The organism is Pelagibacterium sp. H642 (genome assembly GCF_031202855.1).
Lineage (GTDB): Bacteria > Pseudomonadota > Alphaproteobacteria > Rhizobiales > Devosiaceae > Pelagibacterium.
The window spans coordinates 2,444,739-2,467,324 of the sequence record NZ_CP101829.1; the positions used below are offsets into that span (position 1 = coordinate 2,444,739).

At 62.6% G+C, this 22,586-nt stretch carries 21 protein-coding genes and 1 tRNA gene; 13 read left to right on the plus strand and 9 right to left on the minus strand.

The window, feature by feature from the left end:
• Positions 1-1,473, plus strand: a complete 1,473-nt coding sequence (locus tag NO934_RS12030) for a UdgX family uracil-DNA binding protein (protein ID WP_309160209.1) — start codon at positions 1-3, stop codon at positions 1,471-1,473.
• A 60-nt stretch (positions 1,474-1,533) separates the two neighbouring features.
• Positions 1,534-1,610, plus strand: a tRNA-Met gene (locus NO934_RS12035).
• A gap of 141 nt (positions 1,611-1,751) precedes the next feature.
• Here the strand turns inward: NO934_RS12035 and NO934_RS12040 are convergent.
• The gene (locus NO934_RS12040; protein WP_309160210.1) at positions 1,752-3,164 is read right to left on the minus strand and encodes a sigma 54-interacting transcriptional regulator; all 1,413 of its coding nucleotides are present in this window, start codon (positions 3,162-3,164) and stop codon (positions 1,752-1,754) included.
• Positions 3,165-3,435: 271 nt separating this feature from the next.
• On the opposite strand from NO934_RS12040, the gene NO934_RS12045 reads away from it, so the two are divergent.
• The 8 genes from NO934_RS12045 to NO934_RS12080 all read left to right on the plus strand — a co-directional run bounded on the left by NO934_RS12045 (position 3,436) and on the right by NO934_RS12080 (position 11,168).
• The gene (locus NO934_RS12045) at positions 3,436-4,224 is read left to right on the plus strand and encodes a 3-hydroxybutyrate dehydrogenase (RefSeq protein ID WP_309160211.1); all 789 of its coding nucleotides are present in this window, start codon (positions 3,436-3,438) and stop codon (positions 4,222-4,224) included.
• Positions 4,221-4,979, plus strand: a complete 759-nt coding sequence (locus NO934_RS12050; RefSeq protein ID WP_309160212.1) for an ABC transporter ATP-binding protein — start codon at positions 4,221-4,223, stop codon at positions 4,977-4,979. Before NO934_RS12045 ends, NO934_RS12050 begins: the two co-directional genes overlap by 4 nt.
• Entirely contained in the window at positions 4,972-5,700 is a 729-nt protein-coding gene (locus tag NO934_RS12055; protein ID WP_309160213.1) for an ABC transporter ATP-binding protein, read from the plus strand. The genes NO934_RS12050 and NO934_RS12055 overlap by 8 nt, the downstream gene beginning before the upstream one ends.
• Before the next feature lie 87 nt (positions 5,701-5,787).
• Positions 5,788-6,951, plus strand: coding sequence for an ABC transporter substrate-binding protein (locus NO934_RS12060; protein ID WP_309163717.1), 1,164 nt, complete (start codon positions 5,788-5,790; stop codon positions 6,949-6,951).
• Between the two features lie 87 nt (positions 6,952-7,038).
• On the plus strand, positions 7,039-7,926 hold the full coding sequence (locus tag NO934_RS12065; RefSeq protein WP_309160214.1) for a branched-chain amino acid ABC transporter permease: 888 nt from the start codon (positions 7,039-7,041) through the stop codon (positions 7,924-7,926).
• A 14-nt stretch (positions 7,927-7,940) separates the two neighbouring features.
• Positions 7,941-8,903: a branched-chain amino acid ABC transporter permease gene (locus NO934_RS12070; protein WP_375143300.1), complete on the plus strand. Its 963-nt coding sequence runs from the start codon at positions 7,941-7,943 to the stop codon at positions 8,901-8,903.
• Positions 8,904-9,051: 148 nt separating this feature from the next.
• Positions 9,052-10,050: a serine hydrolase gene (locus tag NO934_RS12075; protein WP_309163718.1), complete on the plus strand. Its 999-nt coding sequence runs from the start codon at positions 9,052-9,054 to the stop codon at positions 10,048-10,050.
• A 2-nt stretch (positions 10,051-10,052) separates the two neighbouring features.
• Positions 10,053-11,168 carry an anhydro-N-acetylmuramic acid kinase gene (locus NO934_RS12080; protein ID WP_309160216.1) on the plus strand — a complete coding sequence of 372 codons (1,116 nt, stop codon included), beginning with the start codon at positions 10,053-10,055 and terminating at the stop codon, positions 11,166-11,168.
• A gap of 29 nt (positions 11,169-11,197) precedes the next feature.
• On the opposite strand, the gene NO934_RS12085 is transcribed toward NO934_RS12080, so the two are convergent.
• From NO934_RS12085 to murQ, 8 genes are all read right to left on the minus strand, one after another.
• Entirely contained in the window at positions 11,198-12,100 is a 903-nt protein-coding gene (locus NO934_RS12085; RefSeq protein WP_309160217.1) for an ATP-binding cassette domain-containing protein, read from the minus strand.
• Positions 12,097-12,915, minus strand: coding sequence for an ABC transporter ATP-binding protein (locus tag NO934_RS12090; RefSeq protein ID WP_309160218.1), 819 nt, complete (start codon positions 12,913-12,915; stop codon positions 12,097-12,099). The genes NO934_RS12085 and NO934_RS12090 overlap by 4 nt, the downstream gene beginning before the upstream one ends.
• Positions 12,912-13,799, minus strand: a complete 888-nt coding sequence (locus NO934_RS12095) for an ABC transporter permease (protein WP_309160219.1) — start codon at positions 13,797-13,799, stop codon at positions 12,912-12,914. Before NO934_RS12095 ends, NO934_RS12090 begins: the two co-directional genes overlap by 4 nt.
• A gap of 3 nt (positions 13,800-13,802) precedes the next feature.
• On the minus strand, positions 13,803-14,780 hold the full coding sequence (locus NO934_RS12100) for an ABC transporter permease (RefSeq protein ID WP_309160220.1): 978 nt from the start codon (positions 14,778-14,780) through the stop codon (positions 13,803-13,805).
• 64 nt (positions 14,781-14,844) lie between these two features.
• A complete protein-coding gene (locus tag NO934_RS12105; RefSeq protein ID WP_309160221.1) occupies positions 14,845-16,512 on the minus strand; it encodes an ABC transporter substrate-binding protein in 1,668 nt (555 codons plus the stop codon).
• Between the two features lie 30 nt (positions 16,513-16,542).
• A complete protein-coding gene (locus NO934_RS12110; RefSeq protein ID WP_309160222.1) occupies positions 16,543-17,568 on the minus strand; it encodes a glycoside hydrolase family 3 N-terminal domain-containing protein in 1,026 nt (341 codons plus the stop codon).
• Between the two features lie 2 nt (positions 17,569-17,570).
• Complete coding sequence (locus NO934_RS12115) at positions 17,571-18,062, minus strand: GNAT family N-acetyltransferase (RefSeq protein WP_309160223.1); 492 nt, start codon at positions 18,060-18,062, stop codon at positions 17,571-17,573.
• Positions 18,063-18,073: 11 nt separating this feature from the next.
• Entirely contained in the window at positions 18,074-19,009 is a 936-nt protein-coding gene (murQ, locus tag NO934_RS12120; RefSeq protein WP_309160224.1) for an N-acetylmuramic acid 6-phosphate etherase, read from the minus strand.
• A 189-nt stretch (positions 19,010-19,198) separates the two neighbouring features.
• On the opposite strand from murQ, the gene NO934_RS12125 reads away from it, so the two are divergent.
• From NO934_RS12125 to NO934_RS12135, 3 genes are all read left to right on the plus strand, one after another.
• Positions 19,199-20,047 (plus strand): MurR/RpiR family transcriptional regulator, encoded by an 849-nt coding sequence (locus tag NO934_RS12125; protein ID WP_309160225.1) that lies wholly within the window; start codon positions 19,199-19,201, stop codon positions 20,045-20,047.
• A 151-nt stretch (positions 20,048-20,198) separates the two neighbouring features.
• Positions 20,199-21,263, plus strand: a complete 1,065-nt coding sequence (locus NO934_RS12130; protein WP_309160226.1) for an ABC transporter ATP-binding protein — start codon at positions 20,199-20,201, stop codon at positions 21,261-21,263.
• 40 nt (positions 21,264-21,303) lie between these two features.
• Positions 21,304-22,545 (plus strand): extracellular solute-binding protein, encoded by a 1,242-nt coding sequence (locus NO934_RS12135; RefSeq protein WP_309160227.1) that lies wholly within the window; start codon positions 21,304-21,306, stop codon positions 22,543-22,545.
• Positions 22,546-22,586: the final 41 nt, after the last annotated feature.

Consider the following 22,586-nt stretch of genomic DNA (forward strand, 5'->3'; position numbering starts at 1 on the left):
ATGTACAGGGTCATCGTTCCGACGCGCAATGAACTGGCGCGGTGGCGCGATTGCGTGCGGCCGCTGCTGGCGGCGCGGATATCGCCCGAAGATATCATCTGGTTGCAAGCGGGGGACGCCGATGCGCTTTTGGGCGAGGCGTTCACGCCGCCGCGCATATTGGCCGGGGTGCGGGTGTCGCGCCAGTTCATGGAGTGTGCGGAAATCGCGCTTTGCCACGCCGATCGAGGGCGGCTCGACCTACTCTACCGGATCGCGTTTCGGCTACAGAGCGAACGCAAGCTGCTAACGATCGAGACCGATCCCGATATCGTGCTGCTCACCCGGTTCAACAAGGCCGTTAGGCGCGACAGCCACAAGATGACGGCCTTTGTGCGGTTTCGCGCGCTCGATCAAACCAATGAGCGCTTTGCCGCCTGGTTCGAGCCCGAGCATTTCACGCTCGAGCGCACTGCGCCGTTTTTCGCCGAACGGTTCGCCAATATGGAATGGGCGATCCTCACGCCTTGCCGCTCGGTTTTCTGGAACAGGGAGCGGTTGATATTCGGGGAGGGGGCGAAAAAGGAGGATGTGCCGGCCCAAGACGCGCTCGAAGACGCGTGGCGCACCTATTTCGCTTCGATCTTCAACCCGGCGCGATTGAAGGTTTCGGCCATGACATCGGAAATGCCGCGCAAATATTGGCGCAACCTGCCCGAGGCCGAAATCATTCCCGATCTGATCCGTTCGGCTCAGCATAGGGAGGCGGAAATGATCAGAACAAAGGCCAGCGCTCCGCCGACCCGGCATCAGCGGCAGGCGGCACGGCACAAGAGCGCCGAAGACGAGGCGGTGGAGTTCTCCTCGCTCACCCAGGCGAAAAAGGCGGCGGAAACGTGCACGCGCTGTCCACTTTATGAAAATGCGACCCAGGTCGTGTTCGGCGAAGGCCCGGCCGAAGCGCCGCTGATGATGGTGGGCGAGCAGCCCGGCGACCGCGAGGATATCGAAGGTCATCCTTTCGTCGGGCCGGCGGGGCAATTGCTCGACCAGGTGCTCGATGAAGTGCGGATCGACCGGAAGAAGGTGTTCGTGACCAACGCGGTCAAGCACTTCAAATTCGTGCCGCGCGGCAAGCGAAGACTGCACCAGAAGCCTAATGGCGGGGAGGTATCGGCGTGCCGGTTCTGGCTCGACCATGAGCGGGCGCTGGTGAAGCCCAAGGTGATGGTGGCCCTGGGTGCGACGGCGGCGCAGAGCCTTCTCGGTTCGGGCGCGACGATCGGCAAATTGCGGGGAGCGCCCATCGAACTCGATGATGGCACCACGGTGTTCGTCACCGTGCACCCCTCGTTCCTGCTGCGTATGCCGGACCGGGAAAAGGCGGCGGGCGAACGCGTGGCTTTCGCGCGCGACCTCGAGGCGATCCGCGAACATATGGAAAGCATCAAAGGGGCGAGCGTTGCGCTTGACAGGGCCCCCGCCGGTCCCTAATAAGCGCCGTGCCGTTCACCCTTGCCGTGGACGGATGGCCATACATGGCCGGCCCATTGGGGCGGAGTAGCTCAGCAGGTTAGAGCAGCGGAATCATAATCCGCGTGTCGGGGGTTCAAGTCCCTCCTCCGCTACCAAAATCATCCATTCATCAAGGGGCTGGATGCCTCTTATCCTCGCGAGCGCCTGAAGCTAAGTTGGTGCAGGTCTGGCGTTGCGCAATTCCTCTCGGCTCGGCCCTTGCAGCAGGGATCGTTGGCAGGTGGCGGTGGAGAGGGTCAGCTCAAATCGTAGCGCTTGAGCTTTTCATAGAATTGGCTGCGGGAGATGCCGAGGAGGCGGGCGGCGTCGGATTTGTTGCCGCCGGCCCGGCCGATCGCTTCGATGATCGCCTCGCGCTCGGCGCGGGCGCGGGTGTCGGCGAGGTCCGATGGATCGATGCCGGACGCGGGGGGATGTGAAGGCGAGCGTGGCATGGCGCGGGCGATGATTTCGGAACTGAGCACTTCGGTGGGAGCGATCGCGGCGGCGCGCTCGAGCGTGTTGCGCAATTCGCGTACATTGCCGGGCCAATCATGGCGGCGGAGCAAGGCGACGGCGTCGTCTCTGATAACCCAATCGGCCATGTCCTCGGCGCGGGGGATGGTTTCGAGCAGGCGCTCGCAGATCACCCCGATGTCCCCGCGCCGCTCGCGCAGGGGGGGCACGTTCACCGTGAGCACGGCGATGCGGTAGTAAAGATCGGAGCGGAAACGGCGCTCAGCCATGAGCTGTTCGAGATCCTGGGAGGTGGCGGCGATGATGCGCACGTCGACCTTCTTGACCGCGTTCGAGCCCAAAGCCTCAATCTCGCCCTCCTGGAGAACGCGCAGGAACTTGGCCTGGATCGAGAGCGGCATGTCGCCGATTTCGTCGAGAAACAGCGTGCCGCCATGGGCCAGCTCGAACTTGCCGGGGCGCGGTTTTTTCTCCGCGCCCGTATAGGCGCCCGGCATGACGCCGAAGAATTCGGATTCCAGCAAAGCTTCGGGGATCGCCGCCATGTTGACGGCAACGAATGGGCCTTCGGCCCGGTCGGACGCCTGATGGATCGCGTGGGCCAGGAGCTCCTTGCCGGTGCCGGTTTCCCCCAGCAGCAGGGTAGGCCCATCACGCAGGGCGAAGCGGCGGATTTGGGATTTGAGCTCCTGAACCACCTCGCTGGCACCAACGAAGCTGGCGAGTGAATATTTGGTCTGCCGCTCGCGGGTCAGAGCAGCCTGGGCGCGGGAAAGCTGTTTTTGAAGCTGCTCGACCTTCTTGAGGATCGGGGCGAGGTAATCGACATTGTCGTAGAACACAAAACCGATGGCGGCCTTGACCGCGCCCGCTTCATCCTTGAGCGGAATGCGGCAGACGACGAACTGCCGGTCGTCGAACTGCATGATGTCGAGCAGGCTCGGCCGCCCCGTCTTGACCACCCGGCGCAATTGCGAATGCGGCAGAACGTCTTCCACCGGCCGCCCGACCGGATCGTAATCGTCATCCAGCTTGAGCAGACGGCGATAGCGGCCGTCGAGCCAGACGATGCGCGCATCGGCATCCACCATGATGGCGCCCTCGAAATATTCGCGCAGCATGTCGAAGGCCCCCATGGCAGCCGAGACGAGGGCCGGGGGCGTGTTGGCATTGGCAAGCTGGGTATCGGGCATCGTGCGGTCTCCTCCGCCCTAAAGCGTAGAACTGTCCGGTTCATCCGGCAAGAGATGCAAGTCGAAGGCGTCAAATGTCCGGTTTAGCGGACAATAGCGTAGCTAAAGCCGGACACCTCGAGCCTGGAGGCGCCAGTCGGCGATACTGTCATATGCGGAAGGTCCCTGAAAATCGGGCGCCGGGAGGGCGTGGGAGCGTTTGGCATGGTCCTTGATACGTAGTTCGGCAAGAACAAGGCCCAAAGGGTCCGAACAAAGGGATGGAGGCGCGGTGTCCGAGGACGTCGAACATCGTGTCGCGCTGGTGACCGGCGCGACGAGTGGAATCGGGTTGGCGATCGCCAAGCGCCTTGCGGCGGCCGGCCTTACCGTTGCGGTCAACGGGCTTGAGACTGCCGAAGAGGCCCAAGCGATCGTGCACGAGATCGGCGGCGCGGGCGGCCGGGCCGAATATTTCCCCGGCGACCTTGCCGACGACGCGCAGAGCCACGGGCTGGCAAGAGCGGTCATCGACCGGTTCGGTGCGCTCGATGTCCTGGTCAACAATGCGGGCATCCAGAAGGTCGCGGCGGTCGAGGAACTCGCACCCCAGGACTGGCGCCGCATCGTCGCCGTCAGCCTCGACAGCGCCTATCACACCATTAGGGCCGCCCTTCCGGCAATGAAACGGAAAGGTTGGGGCCGCATCATCAATGTGGCGTCGGCGCATGGGCTGCGCGCATCCCCATACAAGTCCGCCTATGTGGCGACCAAGCATGGGGTGGTGGGGCTTACCCGTACCGTGGCGCTGGAAGTGGCCGAAACGGGGATTACGGTCAATGCCATCTGTCCAGGCTATGTGTGGACCCCGCTCGTCGCGGCGCAGGTGGCTGACCAGGCGCGGGTACATAAGATGAGCGAAGAGGAGGTGATCAGGACAGTGATGCTTGCGCCCCAGCCGACCAAACGCTTCGTGCAGCCCGAGGAGATCGCCGAAATGGCCTTCTATCTCACCGGTGAAATGGCGCGCTCGATCACCGGCGCCACGATCTCCATCGATGGGGGGTGGACGGCAAAATGACGGGCACCGATCTCATCTTGTCGGCCAAGGGCATGACCAAGCAGTTCGCGGGGTTCATGGCCGTCAACAATGTCGATCTCGACGTCAGGCGCGGCTCGATCCATGCATTGATCGGGCCGAACGGGGCGGGCAAGACCACCTGTTTCAATCTTCTCACCAAATTTTTGCAGCCCACGGCCGGCACCATCACCTTCAACGGCAGGGACATCACGACGCTCGCCGCTTCGGAGATCGCGCAACTGGGGATGGTGCGCTCGTTCCAGATTTCTGCTGTGTTTCCCAAGTTGACGGTGCTGGAAAATGTCCGGGTTGCCCTGCAGCGCAGGCGCGGGGCCAATTTCGATTTCTGGCGCGCCCAGACGGTGCTCGGCCAGTTCAACACCGAAGCCTTGCGGCGCGTCGAAGAGGTGGGGCTGGACGATTTCGCCCATCACACGGCCGCGGAACTTTCCTATGGCCGCAAGCGCGCGCTCGAGATTGCGACGACGCTCGCTCTCGATCCCGAAATGCTACTGCTCGACGAGCCCATGGCCGGCATGGCCCATGAGGATGTCGACAGGATATCGGCGCTCATCAGGCGCATATCGGCCGACCGCACGATTCTGATGGTGGAGCATAATCTTTCGGTGGTTGCCGATCTGTCCGACACGATCACGGTTCTGGCGCGCGGCCAGGTTCTGGCCGAGGGGCCATATGAGGTGGTGTCCAAGGACCCGCAGGTGGTGGAGGCCTATATCGGTGTCGGCCATGCCTGATGCGCAAACCCATATTGTGAAAGCGCCGCTGCTCGCCGTTTCAGGACTGGAGGGCTGGTATGGCGAGAGCCACGTGCTCCACGGCATCGATTTCGACGTCGCGCCGGGGGAGGTGGTGACGCTTCTGGGGCGGAACGGAGCGGGCAAGACGACGACGCTCAAGGCCATCATGGGGATATTGGCAAGGCGCAGCGGATCGGTCCGCCTCGAGGGCCAGGAGCTGATCGGGGCGCCATCGCGCGCCATCGCCAAGGCGGGGATCGCGCTTTGCCCCGAGGAACGGGCGATTTTCTCTTCGCTCTCGGTCGAGGAGAACCTGATGCTGCCTCCGGTGGTCAAGCCGGGTGGCATGGCGGTCGAGACGATCTTCGAAATGTTCCCCAACCTCAAGGAGCGCCTATCGAGCCAGGGCACCAAGCTTTCGGGCGGCGAACAGCAAATGTTGGCCATTGCCCGCATTCTGCGCACCGGTGCCAAGATGCTGCTGCTGGACGAACCGACAGAGGGGCTTGCACCAGTGATCGTCCAGCAGATCGGCCGCACCATCTCGCGGCTCAAGGCGGAGGGCTACACCATCGTGCTGGTCGAGCAGAACTTCCACTTTGCAGCGTCGGTGGCCGATCGCCACTACGTCGTCGAGCAGGGCCGGGTGATCGACATGATCCCCAATGGCGAGCTCGATGCCAATACCGAGAAATTGCACGCCTATCTGGGCGTGTAGCGCCGATCCGGGCGTCGGAGACGCCCGGCACGTTCACCAAGGGAGGATAGCAACGTGAGAATCTCAACTCCAATCCTGGCTTTGGCCATGGCAGGCGCCATGGCCGGCTCGGCTTACGCGATCGACGTCAAGATCGGTGTGCTCAACGACCGCTCCGGCATCTATGCCGACCTTTCGGGAGAGGGCTCGGTAATTGCCGCGCAGATGGCGGTCGAGGATTTCATGGCCGCCGACAAGGGCATCAATGTCGAGATCATCTCGGCGGACCACCAGAACAAGCCGGACGTGGCCTCGACCATCGCGCGCCAGTGGTATGACGAGGAGGGCGTGCACGCCATCGTCGACGTGCCCACCTCGTCGGCGGCCTTGGCGGTCAACGAGATCACCCGCGAGAAGGACCGCATCTTCATCAATTCGGGAGCCGGATCGGCGGACCTGACCGGCGCGCAATGTTCGCCCAACACGGTTCACTGGACTTATGACACCTGGGCGCTCGCCAATGGCACGGGTACCGCGATGGTGGAATCGGGATCGGACACCTGGTTCTTCCTCACCGCCGACTATGCTTTCGGCCATGCGCTGGAAACCGACACGGCGGCCGTGGTCGAGGCGGCGGGCGGCGAGGTGCTGGGCACCGTGCGGCATCCTTTCCCCGGCCAGGATTTCTCGTCCTACCTGTTGCAGGCGCAATCATCGGGCGCAGAGGTGATCGGGCTTGCCAATGCCGGTGGCGATACCATCAACGCCATCAAGCAGGCTTCCGAATTCGGCATCACCCAGTCGGGCCAGTCGCTGGCAGCGCTGCTGATGTTTATCTCGGACGTTCACGCGCTGGGGCTGGAAACCGCCCAGGGCCTGGTGCTCACCGAGAGCTTTTATTGGGACCTCAACGAGGGGACGCGGGAATGGTCCGAGCGTTTCGCCGAGCGCAATGGCGGGGACATGCCCACCATGGTTCATGCCGGCGTCTATGCGGGCGTGCTCCACTATCTCAAGGCGATCGAGGAAACCCAGAGCGTGGAAGCCGGGCCGGTGATGGAAGCGATGAAGGCCATGCCGACCTCGGACCCGCTGTTCGGGGAAGGTGAAATCCGGGCCGACGGGCGCAAGATCCACAACATGTACCTGTTCCGCGTCAAGTCGCCCGACCAGTCGGAAGGTCCCTGGGATTATTACGAGCTCGGCTACACCATTCCGGCCGAAAGCGCCTTCCGCCCGCTCGACCAGGGCGGGTGCGAACTGGTCGGGTAAGCCGGCCGGCAGCGAAAACGGGACGCGCCGGTTCCTCCTCCCCGGCGCGTCCCAACCGTTCAAAGAGCCTTTGAAAGCCATACGCCCATGTTCGAGATCTTCGGCATTCCGGCTGCCGCCCTGTTCGGGCAATTGCTGCTCGGGCTGATCAATGGATCATTCTACGCCCTGCTCAGCCTGGGGCTGGCGGTGATCTTCGGTTTGCTCAACATCATCAATTTCACCCACGGCGCCCAGTACATGATGGGGGCGTTCGTGGCCTGGATGCTGCTGACCTATCTTGGGATCGACTACTGGTGGGCGCTGATCATCGTGCCGGTGGTGGTCGGGGCGTTCGGGGTGGTGATCGAGCGGCTGATGATCTCGCGGCTCTATCACCTCGATCACCTTTACGGGCTGCTTTTGACTTTCGGGCTGGCGCTGATCATCCAGGGCCTGTTCCGCAATCAGTACGGGGTGTCGGGACTGCCTTACTCCATACCGTCCCAGCTCCAGGGCGGAACCAATCTTGGATTCATGTTCCTGCCCAACTATCGCGCATGGGTGGTGGTGGCGTCGGTCGTCGTGTGCTTTGGCACCTGGTTTGCCATTGAAAAGACGCGGCTGGGCGCTTATCTGCGCGCGGCAACCGAAAACCCCACCATGGTCGGCGCCTTCGGCATAAATGTGCCGCGGCTGGTGACGCTCACCTATGGGTTCGGCGTGGGACTGGCGGCGCTGGCGGGGGTGCTCGCCGCTCCGATCTATTCGGTCAACCCCAATATGGGTGCCGACCTGATCATCGTGGTGTTCGCTGTCGTGGTGATCGGGGGCATGGGATCGATCTTGGGCGCCATCGTCACCGGCTTTGGCCTGGGGATCATCGAAGGCTTTACGCGTGTGTTCTATCCCGAGGCCTCGGCGGTGGTGATTTTCGTCATCATGGCGATCGTATTGATGATCAAGCCCCAGGGCCTGTTCGGGAGGGCTGTGTGATGGCCGAGCAGACGATGTCCTTTTCGCGCCCCCGGCATACGGCGGATCTGGGTATTCCCAGGCTTCATCTAGCGATCTTTGCGGGGCTTTTGGCGTTCTTTGCCATCGCGCCGTTCTTTTTGTACCCGGTCTTCCTCATGAAGGTGATGTGCTTTGCGCTATTTGCCTGCGCCTTCAACCTGCTCCTGGGGTATGGCGGGCTGCTCAGCTTCGGGCATGCGGCGTTTTTCGGGGCCGCCAGCTATGTTTCGGCCCATGCGGCCAAGCAATGGGGGCTTTCGCCGGAATTGTGCGTGCTTCTGGGAACGGCGGCATCGGCTGTGCTCGGGCTGGCGATCGGGAGCCTCGCCATCAGGCGCCAGGGCATCTATTTCGCCATGGTGACCCTGGCTTTTGCGCAGATGGTCTATTTCATCTCCCTGCAAGCGCCGTTTACCGGCGGGGAGGACGGCATTCAGGCTGTGCCGCGCAACATGCTGTTCGGGCTTTTCGACATTTCCAACGATAGCGCCTTCTACGTCTTCGTGTTCGTGATCGTCTTTGCCGGGCTGTTCCTGATCTACCGCATCATCCATTCCCCGTTCGGGCAGGTTCTCAAGGCCATCCGGGAGAACGAGCCGCGCTCGGTTTCTCTGGGCTACGAGGTCAATCGCTACAAGCTTGCCGTCTTCGTGATGTCAGCGACCTTGGCGGGCACGGCAGGGGCGACCAAGGCGCTGGTCTTCCAGCTCGCCTCGCTCACCGACGTGCACTGGGCCATGTCGGGCGAGGTGGTGCTGATGTCGCTCCTGGGCGGCATGCACACGGTTTTCGGCCCCATCCTGGGCGCGGCCATCATCGTCACCATGCAGAATTATTTTGCGGGCCTTGGGGCTTGGGTCACCGTGCTCCAGGGGACGACCTTCGTCATTGCCGTGATGCTGTTCCGCGAGGGCATCATCGGGGTGCTGGGAAAGCTGACCAGAAAGCAGCTCTAGGCCGGACGCGGACAATCTCTCGGCGGTTCGGTCAGAACAATTGAGGCTGCGGCTCCCGCTCAAGCGGACCAATGGCGATCCGGTCGGGCGACTGGAATGGAAAATCGTCGAGCGCTACAGTGCCGGCAAATCTAATGCCGGAGATGTCGTGAGCTTGGAGACTGTTTTGGATCGCGGCCTTGCGCCGTTGGCGGAGGCCGTTGCTGCGGGGCGGATTCCGGGCGGGGTGCTTGGTGTCGTGGATGCGGCGGGGGCGCGGGCCGTAAGGGCGGTGGGGAAGGCGCAGACGGTACCCATCGAACGCGCAATGACCGCCCAAACCTGGTTCGATCTGGCGTCTCTCACCAAGGTGCTGTTCACGACCCCGCGTATCCTGGCGCTGGCGGAAGAGGGGAAGATCGACCTCGATGCGCCGCTGACCACGGCTATTCCGGACTTTGCCCAATACAACCCCGACAACTGGCAGCGCAAAGTGACGTTCCGGCAATGCCTGGGACACCAGACGCCGTTTCCGGGGGTGTTTCCGCTCTATACCTATGGCACCGATCCGAACCTGTTGCGGCATTTCGTGCTGCAACATGCCTGGAGCGCGGGGCCGGCTGTCTATTCGGACATCAACTTCATCCTTTTGGGCATCGCGCTTGAGCGGCTTGCCGGCAAAGGTATACGCGAGATGGATCCCGGTCCCGGTTTTGCTTGGTCGGCGGACCCGAGCCTGGCCGCCGCGACCGAGACCGATCCGTGGCGGGGCCGGGTGCTGGTGGGGGAAGTCCATGACGAGAACTGCGCGGCGCTCGCGGGCGCTGGGCATGCGGGGCTGTTCGGTACGGCCTCGGCAGTGCTCGATTTCGCTCAACGCGTGCTCACGGCGGAAACCGGAGCGGTGTGGCTGATGCGGTCACCGCTGTCGGGGCGGCGCACCCATGGGTGGGAGCGGCCGTATGAGGGCTGGTCGGGCGGGGAGCATTGCTCGCCCGAGACCCTCGGGCATACCGGGTTCACCGGCACCGGGCTGTGGATCGATTTTTCGCGCGGTCGTGCCTGGACGCTGTTGACCAACAGGGTGCATCCGAGCCGCCATTTCGACAGCGGCATCTTCGTTTTACGTCGCGCAGTGGGCGATGCGATCAACGGGGCTGGGAACTAGCGATGGCGGCGATCTGGACGGTCGGGCTGATGACCGGAACGGTGCTGGACGGCAATATCGATATTGCCCTGCTCAGGACCGATGGAGAGCGCGTCGAAGAGTTCGGGCCGTATACGCTTGCACCTTATTTCGCCGAGGTCCGCGTGCTGCTCGAGGAGACACTGGCCGCGGCGCGGCGGTGGAATTTCGAGGGGCCGGAGCCGGCGATTTTTGCGCGGGCCGAGGAGGCGCTGACGCGTGCTCAGGCAGAGGCCGTGCTTCGCTTGGTCGAAAGCTCGGGCATGGCGATGACCGAGATCGGGGCGATCGGGTTTCATGGGCAATCGGTGTTGCATCGGGCACCGACGCCGGGGCGCATCGGAGATACGCGGCAACTCGGGGACGGAGCGCTTATGCACGAGATGCTGGGCGTGCCGGTGGTCTATGATTTTCGCTCCGCCGATGTGCGTGCGGGCGGGCAGGGGGCGCCGCTGGTTCCGGTTTATCATCAAGCGCTGCTGCGTGGGGTCGATGCCGGGGGCGAGACCGCCGTGCTCAATCTGGGTGGGGTGGCGAATATCACCTGGTGGGATGGCGCGGAGAGACTGATCGCCTTCGATACGGGGCCGGCGAACGCGCCGATCAACGATTGGGTCAAGGCGAGTGGGCAAGGGGACATGGACCGCGACGGAGCTTTGGCGCGCAGCGGGACGGTGGATGAGGCGCGGCTGGCCCGGCTGCTGGACCATCCCTATCTCGGCGCACCGTGGCCGAAGTCGCTCGACCGCTTCGATTTTCCCGCCAGCATGGCGGAAGGGTTGAGCCTTGCAGACGGTACGGCGACGCTGACGGCGTTTACCGCGAGCGCCGTGGGCAAGGGGCTCAACCTGCTGCCGGAACGGCCCGGGCGTGTGATCGTCTGCGGCGGCGGGCGGCGCAATCCAGCGCTGATGGAGATGATCGCAGAGCGCGCGGACGTCGAGGTGCTCAATGCCGATGACGTCGGCTGGCGCGGGGATGCGATCGAGGCCGAATGCTTCGGGTTCTTGGCGGCGCGCACGCTGGCCGGGCTGCCGATCAGCTTTCCGACGACGACCGGCGCTCCGCGCCCGATGACGGGCGGGCGAGTGGCGCGGTAGCTAACGCGTTTCCAGCAAAAGCGACGACTTTACGTGGCGGGCATGGGCCTGATGAAATGGTTTTCGCCCATTTGCCGGATTTCGGGTTGGGGCAAGGCGGATTGGCGGCGGATGGTTTCGATGCTTTCCAGCTCGTTTTCGACAAGGGAGTCCGCAAAGCGCCGGTCCGGGTCGGGAACCGCGGCAAGGAGCAGCCGCGTATAGGGATGCTGGGGATCTCCCAGCACGCTCTCCATGGCGCCCCATTCGACCACCTGACCAGCATACATCACCATGATGTCTTCGGCGACGAACCGGGCGGTGGCGATGTCGTGGGTGATGTAAAGCAGCGCAAGCCCGAGCTGGCTCTTCATGTCGTTGAGCAAGTTGAGGATGCCCAATCGCACCGAGACGTCGAGCATCGAGGTTGGTTCGTCCGCGACGATCACCTGCGGATTGACCGCCAGGGCTCGGGCGATGGAAATGCGCTGTCGTTGGCCGCCGGACAATTCGTGCGGGTATTTGCCCATGATCAGGGCCGGATCGAGTTTCACGCGGGCCAGCAATTCCTCGATCCTGCCCTTGCGCTCGACCCGGCTAAGGCCGCGCTGGTGCAGCCGCAGGGGACGGCTGAGATGATAGTGGATGGTGTGGGCAGGGTTGAGCGCAGCGAAGGGATCCTGGAACACCATCTGCACCGCCGAGCGATAGGACTTTAGCGCCTTGGCATCGCCCGTGCCCAGCGGCTGGCCGCGATAGAGCAACCGGCCGTCGTCGGGCTGATATTCGCGCATGATGAGGCGGGCGACGGTGGTTTTGCCCGAGCCGGATTCGCCGACCAGGGCCAGGGTCCGGCCCGGGCGCAGCTCGAGCGAGACCGAACGCGCGGCGTGAACGGGGCCAAAGGATTTCGATACGGTGTCGAGAGCGAGAATGGGATCGGGGGCGGTCATGCGCTCGCCTCGGGGCGGATCTGTTCGCCATGGAGCCGCGGCATCGAGGCCCAGAGGCGTTTGGTGTAGGGGTGCTGGGGAGCGGTATAGATCGTGCGCGCGTCGTTGATTTCGACCAACTCGCCCTCGAGCATGATGCCGATGCGGTCGCTGACCTGCACCATCAGACCCAGATCGTGAGTGATGAACAGCACGGAAAAACCCAATTGCTTGCGCAGCACGTCGATGCGCTGAAGGATTTCGCGCTGGACGACCACGTCGAGCGCGGTGGTCGGTTCATCCATGATCAACAGTTTGGGATTGAGCGCGAGGCAGATGGCGATGACGATGCGCTGGCGCATGCCGCCCGAGCACTGGTGCGGATAGGCCGAAAGGCGATCAGGGGAGATATCGACAAGCCTTAAAAGCTCGGCGGCGCGTTCGCGGGCCTGTTTGCGGCTGATCGCAGTATGAGCCCTCAAGACGTCGTAGAACTGCGTTTCGATGGTGAGGACCGGGTTGAGCGAGTTCATGGCGCTCTGGAACACCATCGCCACCTCGCGCCAGCGAAAACTGCGCAATTGTTTATCGTCCAGTTCGAGCACGTCGCGGCCGCCGACAAGAATCCGGCTGCCCTTGCGGATCAGCGCGGGCGGACGATGCAGGCGGCTGACGGCGAAGGCGATTGTCGATTTTCCGCAGCCCGATTCACCGGCAAGGCCGAAGAATTCGCCCGGGGCGATATCGAAGCTCACACCCTTGACGGCATGGAAGGTTTTGTCGGCACCGACATAATCGATGGTGAGATTGCGGATGGAAAGGACCGGCTCGTTCACAGCTTGCCCTCCCCGAGCCGGACCATGCGCGTCCAGCGGTTGAGCATGCCGCCGGTCCGCAGGCGCGGATTGGCGATCTCGTCTATGGCGAAGTTGATGAGCGCCAAACCCAGGCCCAGGAGCGCCAGGGCGATACAGGGCGAAAGCAGGTCCCACCAGGCGCCGACCGAAAGGGCCGAGGAATTCTGCGCGTTGTAAAGCATGATGCCCCAGGAAACGGTGTTGGGATCGCCCAGGCCGAGAAATTCCAGCGTCGCTTCGGTGATGACCGCGAAGATCACGCTGCCGATGAAGTTGATGCCGACGATGGAAATGAGGTTGGGGAAGATCTCCAGCGCCATGATGCGCCATGAGGGTTCGCCCAGCATTTCGGCGGATTTGACGAAATCGCGCTGGCGGACCGAGAGCGTTTCGGCGCGGGTGACGCGCACGCCCCAGGCCCAGGAGGTAAGGCCGAGGATGATGGCGATCACCAGGGGGCTTGCCTGACCGATAAAGGCGGCCAGCACCAAAAGCAGCGGCAGGTTGGGGACGACCAGCACCATGTTGGTGAAGAAGTTGATGACCTCATCGACCACGCCGCCCTTATAGCCGGCGGTAATGCCGAGCACGGTGCCGATCAGCGTGATCATCAGGCCCGCACCGAATCCGACGGCCAGCGAGACGCGGGCGCCGTGAACGAGGCGGGAGAAGACGTCATGCCCTAGCCGTGTGGTGCCCAGCCAATGCTCCCATGAGGGCGGCTGATGCGGTCGGCCAACGCGCCGCACCGGGCTGTACTCGGTCAGCAGAGGCGCAAAGATGGCGACAAGGACGATGATGAGGAGGATCGAGAGGCCGATCAGGGCCTTGCGGTTGTGCAGGAGCTGGTTGAGCAAGGCCATGGCTCAGGCTCTCTTGAGACGTGGATCGAGCAGGACATAGCTCAGATCGACGATGAAATTGGCGACGAGCATGGCGGCGGTCATGATGAGGAGCTGACCCTGGATGACCGGATAGTCGCGGGCGAGGATGGCCTGATAGAGAGTGTTGCCGAGACCGGGATAATTGAACACCACTTCGGTAACGAGCGAGCCGCCCAGAACGGTGCCGATGGCGATGGCGAGGCTGGACACGGTGGGCAGGAGTGCGTTGCGGGCTGCATACCAGATCATGACATTGCCATCGGGCAGGCCTTTGGCGCGGCCCATGACGATGTAATCCTCGCCCAGGAGGTTGATCATGTTGTTGCGCATGGTGACGGCAAAGCCGCCGGTCAAGACGATGACCAGCGTGAGCATGGGCAAGGTGCCATGATAGATGACGCTGGAGATGTAGCCCCAGTTCAAGCCCGGATCGAGCATGGGGTCGGCGGCATAGCCGTTGGGAAACCACTCCAGCGTGTAGCCGAAAACGAACAGCACGATCAGTGATACGACGACAGCGGGGACCGAGCTGGAAAAGATGGCCGAGAGCGAGACGACGGAATCGAAAAGGGTGCCGCGCCGCCAGGCCGCCATGACGCCGAGAAAGGTGCCGAGAGCAAAACTCAAAAGCGTTGCGATGCCCATAAGGCCGACGGTCCAGATCAGGGCTCGGCCCAAAAGCTCGGTGACGGGCAGGGGGAAATATTTGATCGAGCGGCCAAGATCGCCCGTGAAGACGCTTTTGAGATAGGCGATGTATTGCTCGCCGAGGGGCGCGTCGATGAAGCCGAAGGTGAGCTTGAGAGCGTTGAGGTTTTCCAGCGACAGCTCGGACCCAGCGCTGGCGAACATGATGTCGATGGGGTCGCCCGGCATCATGCGAGGCAGGAAGAAATTGATGGTGGCGGCGGCGATGAATGCCGCCAGGTAGAACGCCAGTCGCCGCAGCAAAAAGGCCATAACGTTCTTTCCTCTTTTTGAAAGGAGGGTGCGCCCTTGGCGCACCCTCCGATGTCATTTCCGCTTACTGGGCCACCGGCTCGAGATCGAGCAATTGCAGCAGGCGGGACGGGTTGGCGTTGGAGACCACCGGGGAATATTTCGGGTCTTCCGCACTGGCCCAGCCCGTGAAGCGGCTGGTGTTGTACTGGTAGAAGGACGGGCTGTTGTAGATCGGGATGACCGGCATGGCCTCGGCCACGATCATCTGGATTTCGTCCATGATCGCCTTCTGTTCGTCCGCGTCGCTGACCTGGGTGTACTGCCCCAAAAGCTCCATCAACTCGGCATTTTCCCAATGGGGTGCAGAGAAACGGCTTCTGCCGAAATCTTCGGGGTTAAAGGTGCGGATATAGGGGAAGTAGGGGTTTGCCGCCGACGCCAGGGCGTTGAGGGTCATGGAGTATTCGCCCGAAATCAACTCGGAGGTCCAGACCGCGGCCTCGGGCGTGCTCATCTGCACGTTGAGGCCCGCTTCGGTGAGCGTTTCCATGGCGATCTGGACCGCGTCGATCCAGTCGGTCCAGCCATTGGGGACCATGATGTCGATGGCGATGGGGGTGCCATCGGGATTGTCGCGGAAGCCGTCGCCATCGGCGTCGACATAGCCGGATTCATCGAGCAGGGCCAAGCCGGCATCCATATCGAAGCGGCCATACTGGCCGAACTGGGTCTCGACCTCCGGATTGGAGAACGAGGCATAGAGTTCGCCCAGCATGGAAGGATCTTCATTGACCAGCGGATAGCCGTAACCGGCGATGTCGACGATGGTCTGGCGATCGATCAGCATGGACAGGGCGCGACGGAAATTGACGTCGTTGAAGGCTTTGCGGTTGTTTTCGTCCGGCGTCACCATCGAGAGCTGGAAGGACACAAGGCTGGACGGAGTGAACCAGTATTTGTGATGCTCGGGGTCCTCGGCAACGAAGGTATTGTCGATGTCGGGGATAAAGCTTGTCGCCCAATCGAGCGTGCCATTGGCAAGGGCAGCAAGCACCTGGGGATTGTCTGCGAGCTGGGGCAGGCGCATGCAATCGACGTCGAGATTGTCGGCATCCCAATAGTGCGGGTTGCGGCACTGCTCGTAGACTTGCGGGGTAAAGCGGGTGATCTCGGTTAGCGGGCCCGAGCCGACGGGGTTTTCATTGGCGAAGGTCACTGGGTCTTCGATTTCCGACCACACATGCTCGGGCACGATGGGCATGCCGACGATGGTGTTGGCGATCAGCGAATTGGGCTCGACAAGGTTGAAACGCACCGTACGCTCATCGACCTTTTCCACCGACTCCACTTCGGCGGACACCGAGATGAAATCGAGCGCCGGATGCTGCCGGATGTAGTCATAGGTAAAGACCACGTCGTCGGCGGTAAGATCTTCGCCATCGGACCATTTGAGGCCTTCGCGCAGGGTGAAGGTGATGGAATTGAGGTCATCGGCCAATTCGAAACTTTCCGCGAGGCGGAAGTGCGGCTCGTTGCCCTTGAGGCGGTTGAACACCACGAGTGGCTCGTAGATGAAATCGTGGGTGGTGTAGCGGGCCGATGTCTGGCTGAACGGATTGAAGTTCTGCACCCAGGTGGTGGTTTGTTCGGCGCTTACCGTCAGAACGTTCCCTTCGTCCTGTGCCAGGGCCGGGGCGGCCAGTGCGAGAACCGCGGCAGAGGCCGCTGTGGTCAACAAGGTTCTAAGCATTTCCCATTTCCTCCTTTGCTTGCCGGCGGTTCAAGCCAGGCCGGCGTCCGTAAAGATCTTTTCCACCTCCGCGTGGAGTTCCTTAACCTCCACCCGTTTGTTGCCCAGCCGCGACTGGGCTCTGGCAATCCGATCGAGGCTTTTGGCGCCAAGCGGGTGCGCGGCCCTCGCGGCAGCCTCGCTGGCGACCAGATCGCCCTGGCTATGGAGGGCGATGTCATAGCCGGCGTCGAGGGCGGCGCGGACCCGCTCGGGCCAAGTGCCCTTGAGCGCCTCCATGGTGAGGCAATCGGTGACGATAACGCCATCATAGCCCAGATCGCTGCGGATGAAGTCGCAGACGATGGGGGAAACCGAAGCTGGGCGCTCCGGATCGAGCCTTGTGAAAATGAGATGGGCGACCATGGCCCAGGGCGAGGCGTGTTTGAGCGCCACGAAGGGGCGTAAATCGGTCTCGCGCATATCCTCGATCGGCGCGTCAACCACCGGGCAATCGAAATGGGGGTCGACGGTCACGCGGCCATAGCCGGGGATGTGCTTCATGATGGGCATGGAGCCGACCTCGAGCATGGCTTCGATGACCACACGGCCCAGTGTCGTGACCAGTTCGGGATCGTCGCCGAAGGCGCGCTGGCCGATCACGTCATGGGTGCCTTTGCGCGCCAGATCGACCACAGGGGTGGTGCCGCTACCGATGCCCAGCTCGGCCATCATCGTGCCCATGGCGAGACTCGAGAGGCGCAGGGCGTGCCGGGCGAGATCCAGATCTTTTCGCGCCAGCGCGCCGAAGCTGCCCAGGCTGCGGAACAACGGCCAGTTGCCATTGTCGAGACGCTGAACCCTGCCGCCTTCCTGGTCGATATAGACCGGGGCGTCCTCGCGACCCACAGCTTCGCGGAATTGGGCACAGAGGCGCTTGATCTGCTCGGGATTGTCGAGATTGCGCTTGAAAAGGAACAGCCCGAAGGGGTTGGTTTCGCGGAAGAAGGCGATTTCATCGGGCGAGAGTTCAAGGCCGGGCATTCCGACGAAAAGCGCGAGAGGGGGCGAGGCCATGGTCAGTTTTCCGCCTCCGGCTTTGGCTTGATGCGCAAAAGACCCTGATAGATATCTTCATTGTCTGACGGGATGGGCATGGCGCCCGCCGCGTTGACATAGAAATCCACAGGACCGGCCGAGCCGATTATCGCATAGGCATAACCCTGGGCCTTCATGGCCACCAGCGTGTGATAGAAAAGCGCCAGCCCTATGCCCTTGCCGCGCTGAGATTCGGAGACGCCGGTGGGGCCGAAAAAACCGCGCGCAGTGGCGTCGTGACAGGCAAAGCCCACAAGTTCGCCATCGATCACCGCGACGAGACAGCCTGGCGGCTGATGCGCCATGGCGGCACTGACTTCGCTGACCCAATATTCGCTGAAATGGGTGCGCACCCAGTCCTTTATGATGTGCTGCTCGGGAGGCAGGGCGGTGCGGATGGTGGCCTCAACGGCTTCGGCGCGCTGGCGCAGTTCGTCGAGCTTGCGGCCATAGAGATTGACGAGCAGATCCATGGCCTTCCCCCTTAGCTCGCCGCGCGCGGCTGATGTTGAGCGGCGGCCCGCCGGAGGAAACCATCGGCCTCGATCAGCGCCGCTTCGCCCGCCTTGGCGTCGAGGCCGGTGAGGGCCATGAGGATGGCGAGTTTCACGTTGTTGTTGCTCTGGGCGAGATAGTTTTCGGCTTCCTCGGGGGTGCAGTTGGTTGCCTCGACCAGGATGCGCGTGGCGCGGGCGGCAAGTTTTTCGTTGCTGACCGAGAGATCGACCATCAGGTTTTCGTACGATTTGCCGATGCGGATCATGCTGGCGGTGGTCAGCATATTGAGCACCAGCTTCTGGGCCGTTCCCGATTTGAGGCGGGTCGAACCGGTAAGGGCCTCGGGGCCGACCACGGGGGATATGGCGATATCGGCCATGCGAGCGATGACGGAATCGGGATTGCACGAAAGCGCCACGGTGGTGGCACCGATGCTGGCGGCGTAATCGAGCCCGCCGATGACGTAGGGGGTGCGTCCGCTGACGGCGATGCCGACCACCACGTCCTTTGCCGAAACTTCGACGCGTTCGAGTTCGCGGCGGCCTTCGCCACGATCATCCTCGGCGCCTTCGATCGGGTAGCGCAAGGCGCGGTCGCCGCCGGCGATCAGGCCAACGACCATGCCTTCGGGAACGCCGAAGGTCGGGGGGCATTCGGACGCATCGAGTACGCCCAGCCGTCCGCTGGTGCCGGCGCCCATATAGATGAGGCGGCCGCCGGCCTTGAAGGCCTCGACGATCTTGTCAACGGCCGCGCCGATATGGGGAAGTTCGGTTTCAACCGCCCGGGAAACCTTGGCGTCCTCGGCATTCATCGCAGCCAGGATCTCGTCGGTCGACATGAGATCGATCTGCATCGTGGCCGGGTTCCTGGCCTCCGAAACCAGTTGCCCCAGCTCGGCCATCAGAACGCTTTTTGCCATGCTTCCCTCATGCAGTTTCGCGTTCGGATGCTAGGAGCGATTATTCCAAGTGTCAACGAAATGTGGAATATTGTATTCCTAATTGGTGCGCGCCGGTGCACAATGGGTGGAAGACCGTGCCCGTGGGGAGGTGCCAACGCGATGGCCGTTGGCGGCGAATCCGGTTACCGGCATCGCGAGGGAAAAGGCATGTCGATACTCAAAGCTCTCAGCGCCCAGCTCGATACCCTGACGACGGCCGATCGACAGATCGCCCAGTTCATCATCGATCATCCCAATGAGATGCTGGCCATGTCCTCGGCGGCGCTGGCCCAGGCCACGGGGCGCAGCCAATCGAGCGTTGTCAAGTTCAGCCAAAAGCTCGGCTATGGTGGATATCAGCAGCTCAAGCTGGCGGTGAACAAGGCCAAGGCGCTGGAATGGCAGACGCCGGGCGGGGTCATCCATGGCACGATCGACGCCAGCGACAGCTACATGACGATCCTGCAAAAGCTGATCGGATCGAAGCTTTTGTCCATGCGCGAAACGTCGGCCGCCAACAACGAGCACACCATCGACGCAGCGCTGGAGGCCCTGGGTAGCGCGAGAAAGATCCAGCTTGCGGGCGTTGGGGCATCATCGCTGGTGGCGCGGGATTTCTCCTACAAGCTTTTAAAGCTCGGCCGTTCGGTGCTGATGGACAGCGACAGCCATATTCAGATTGCCAACGCGTCCGGGCTCAATGACGCCGATGTGCTGCTGGCGCTCTCCCATTCGGGACGGAGTCTTGAAACGCTGCGCATTGCCGAACTGGCCAAGCGGCGCGGGGCGCGGCTGATCTCGGTAACCGGGCTACAGCCCAACCCATTGCTCGAGATGGCCGACATCCACCTGTTCACCGTCGCCGACGAGGAGCGGGTGCGCTCTTCGGCCATCACCTCGCGCGATGCGCAATTGATGCTGATGGACATGCTGTTCATCATGCTGTTGCGGCGCCAGGCCGATTCCCATGACTATATCCACAACAGCGAAACCGCCGTGACCGTGCTCAAGACTTAAGGGCGCGGGGGCTTGGCCTGGGCGGTGGTTTCGCATCTGTCGATCCTGACGGTTTTGTAATATTCTATTCTTGACACTGGCAGTTTTTGGAATTCAGTATTCCGTCGTCCGCGCCTCGGAGGGGCGGGACAAGACCACCAAAGGAGGAATTTTGGCTCAGCTCTCGCTCCGCGGCATCAAGAAGCGCTTCCGGGATACCGAGGTGCTGCATGGCATCGATCTCGAAATCGGGGATCGGGAGTTCGTGGTGTTCGTCGGCCCATCGGGTTGCGGCAAGTCCACGCTGCTGCGGCTGATCGCGGGACTCGATCCGATCACCGAGGGTGAGTTTTTCCTCAATGGCCAGCGCATGAACGAAGTGCCGCCCTCGCGGCGCGGGATTGCAATGGTGTTCCAGTCCTATGCGCTCTATCCGCATATGGACGTCTATGAGAACATGGCGTTCGGCGCCCGGCTGATGGGCCTTTCCAAGGAGGAGGTCGAAGCGCGGATCGCCGAGGCGGCGCGCATGCTGCAACTCGAGCCGCTTCTGCAGCGCAAGCCGCGCGAACTTTCGGGCGGGCAGCGCCAGCGGGTTGCCATCGGGCGCGCCTTGGTGCGCAAGCCGCAGGTGTTTCTGCTCGACGAGCCGCTCTCCAATCTCGATGCGGCGTTGCGCTCCGAAGTGCGGCTGGAGATCGCGCGCCTTCATCGCCAGATCGGCGGCACCATGATCTATGTCACCCACGATCAGGTCGAGGCGATGACTTTGGCCGACAAGATCGTTGTGATGAATGCGGGGCGCATCGAACAGGTGGGCTCGCCTCGCGAGCTTTACGAGACGCCGGCCAACACGTTCGTTGCGACTTTCATCGGTTCGCCGCGCATGACGCTCATCGATGTGGAGGGCGAGGGAAATCACCTCGGGATGCAAGGAGGCGGTGCCTTGACCGTCGACAACCGCCCCGGCACCGGAGCGATCAAGCTGGGCGTGCGCTCTGACGCGGTCCGGCTGGCGCGTGGACAGGGCGGCGAGGGCTTTGCCGGGCAGGTGGTCTACACCGAATACCTTGGCGAAAACGCCTATGTCTATGTGCGGCTGGCCGATGGCACGCTGCTTGCGGCCCGGACCGCACCCAATGAAAGCTACGCGCCCGACGAGAAAGTGACGATGGATGTCGCGCCGGGCGCCGCGCATTTCTTTTCCGCCGAGGATGGCCGGCGGTTGGCCCCTTAGGGCTCAAAACATGTCCATGCCAACAAAGAGAGGGAACACCATGACAACCAACACGATCCGTATTGGCGCTGCCCTGGCCGCAATGGTCACGGCTGCCCCGGCACTGGCCCAGGATTTGACGTTCTGGAGCTGGCGGCAGGAGGACCGCGCCGCCTATGAGCAGTTCATCGAAGCGTTCGAGGCTGCCAATCCCGATATTTCGGTCACTTTCGAGACGTTCGAGGCAACCAACTACAACACGATCCTTTCCACCGCCCTAGCCGGTGGCACGGGGCCGGACGTGATGATGGTGCGCGCCTATGGCGGGCTCGAAAACGTTGCGACGGCCGGCTATCTCGAGCCGCTGTCGGAAGAAAACGTCCCTGCGCTGGCCGATTTCGCCGAGCCGGCGCTGGCGGCCGAAAGCGTGCGCGAGGATGGGCAGATCTATGCCGTTCCCTTTGCCAGCCAGACCCAGCTCGTGATCTACAACAAGGCGATTTTCGATGCCAACGGGCTCGAGGAACCTCAGACCTGGGAAGAGCTGGTGGCGTTGAGCCAGTCGCTCAAGGACGCCGGGATCATCCCCTTTGCCAACGGCACGGCGACGGCATGGCAGAACGAAACGGTGACCTTTGGGCTGGGCTCCTCGCTGATGGGCTCGGACTTTTACGACGACTTGATGGCGGGTGAAGCCGACTTCACCGATGAGCGCTTCACCAGCGCTCTGGCGGCGGTCAACGATCTCGCCCAGGAGTATTTCCCCGACGGCTTTATCGGGCTCGACTACCCATCCGCGCAGCAATTGTTCGCTTCGGGCATGGCCGGCATGTTCATCGGCGGCTCGTATGAGCTTGCGACCTTCGAGGGCCTCAACTCCGAAATCGAGATGGGCGTATTTGCAGCGCCGGGCGAGACGGCCGAGGACGAAAAGCTCGTGGGCCTCTATTTTGATGGCGGCTATGCGGTCAACGCCGCCAGCCCCAACAAGGAAGCCGCGATCACTTTCGTCAACTACCTCGCCAGCCAGGAGTTCGGGCAGGCCTTTGCCAATACGCTCAACAACATTTCCGCTGTTCCGGGCGTGAGCTTTGACGATCCGCTGCTGGCCGAGGTCAATGAACTCAACCAGAGCTCGATCCCCTATTTGATGCTGGTGCACTTCCGCTATGGCGAGCCCTCGGGCTCGGTGCTGATCCAGAGCGAAATGCAGAAGCTGTTCGCCGGCGAAACCACGCCGGAAGCCATCGGCGAGGCGCTGACCACCGGTCTTGCCGCCTGGTACGAGCCGTTCCAGGACTAAGGTTGTCTGCCTGGTCCCTTCCCGCGTGCGGGGAGGGACCG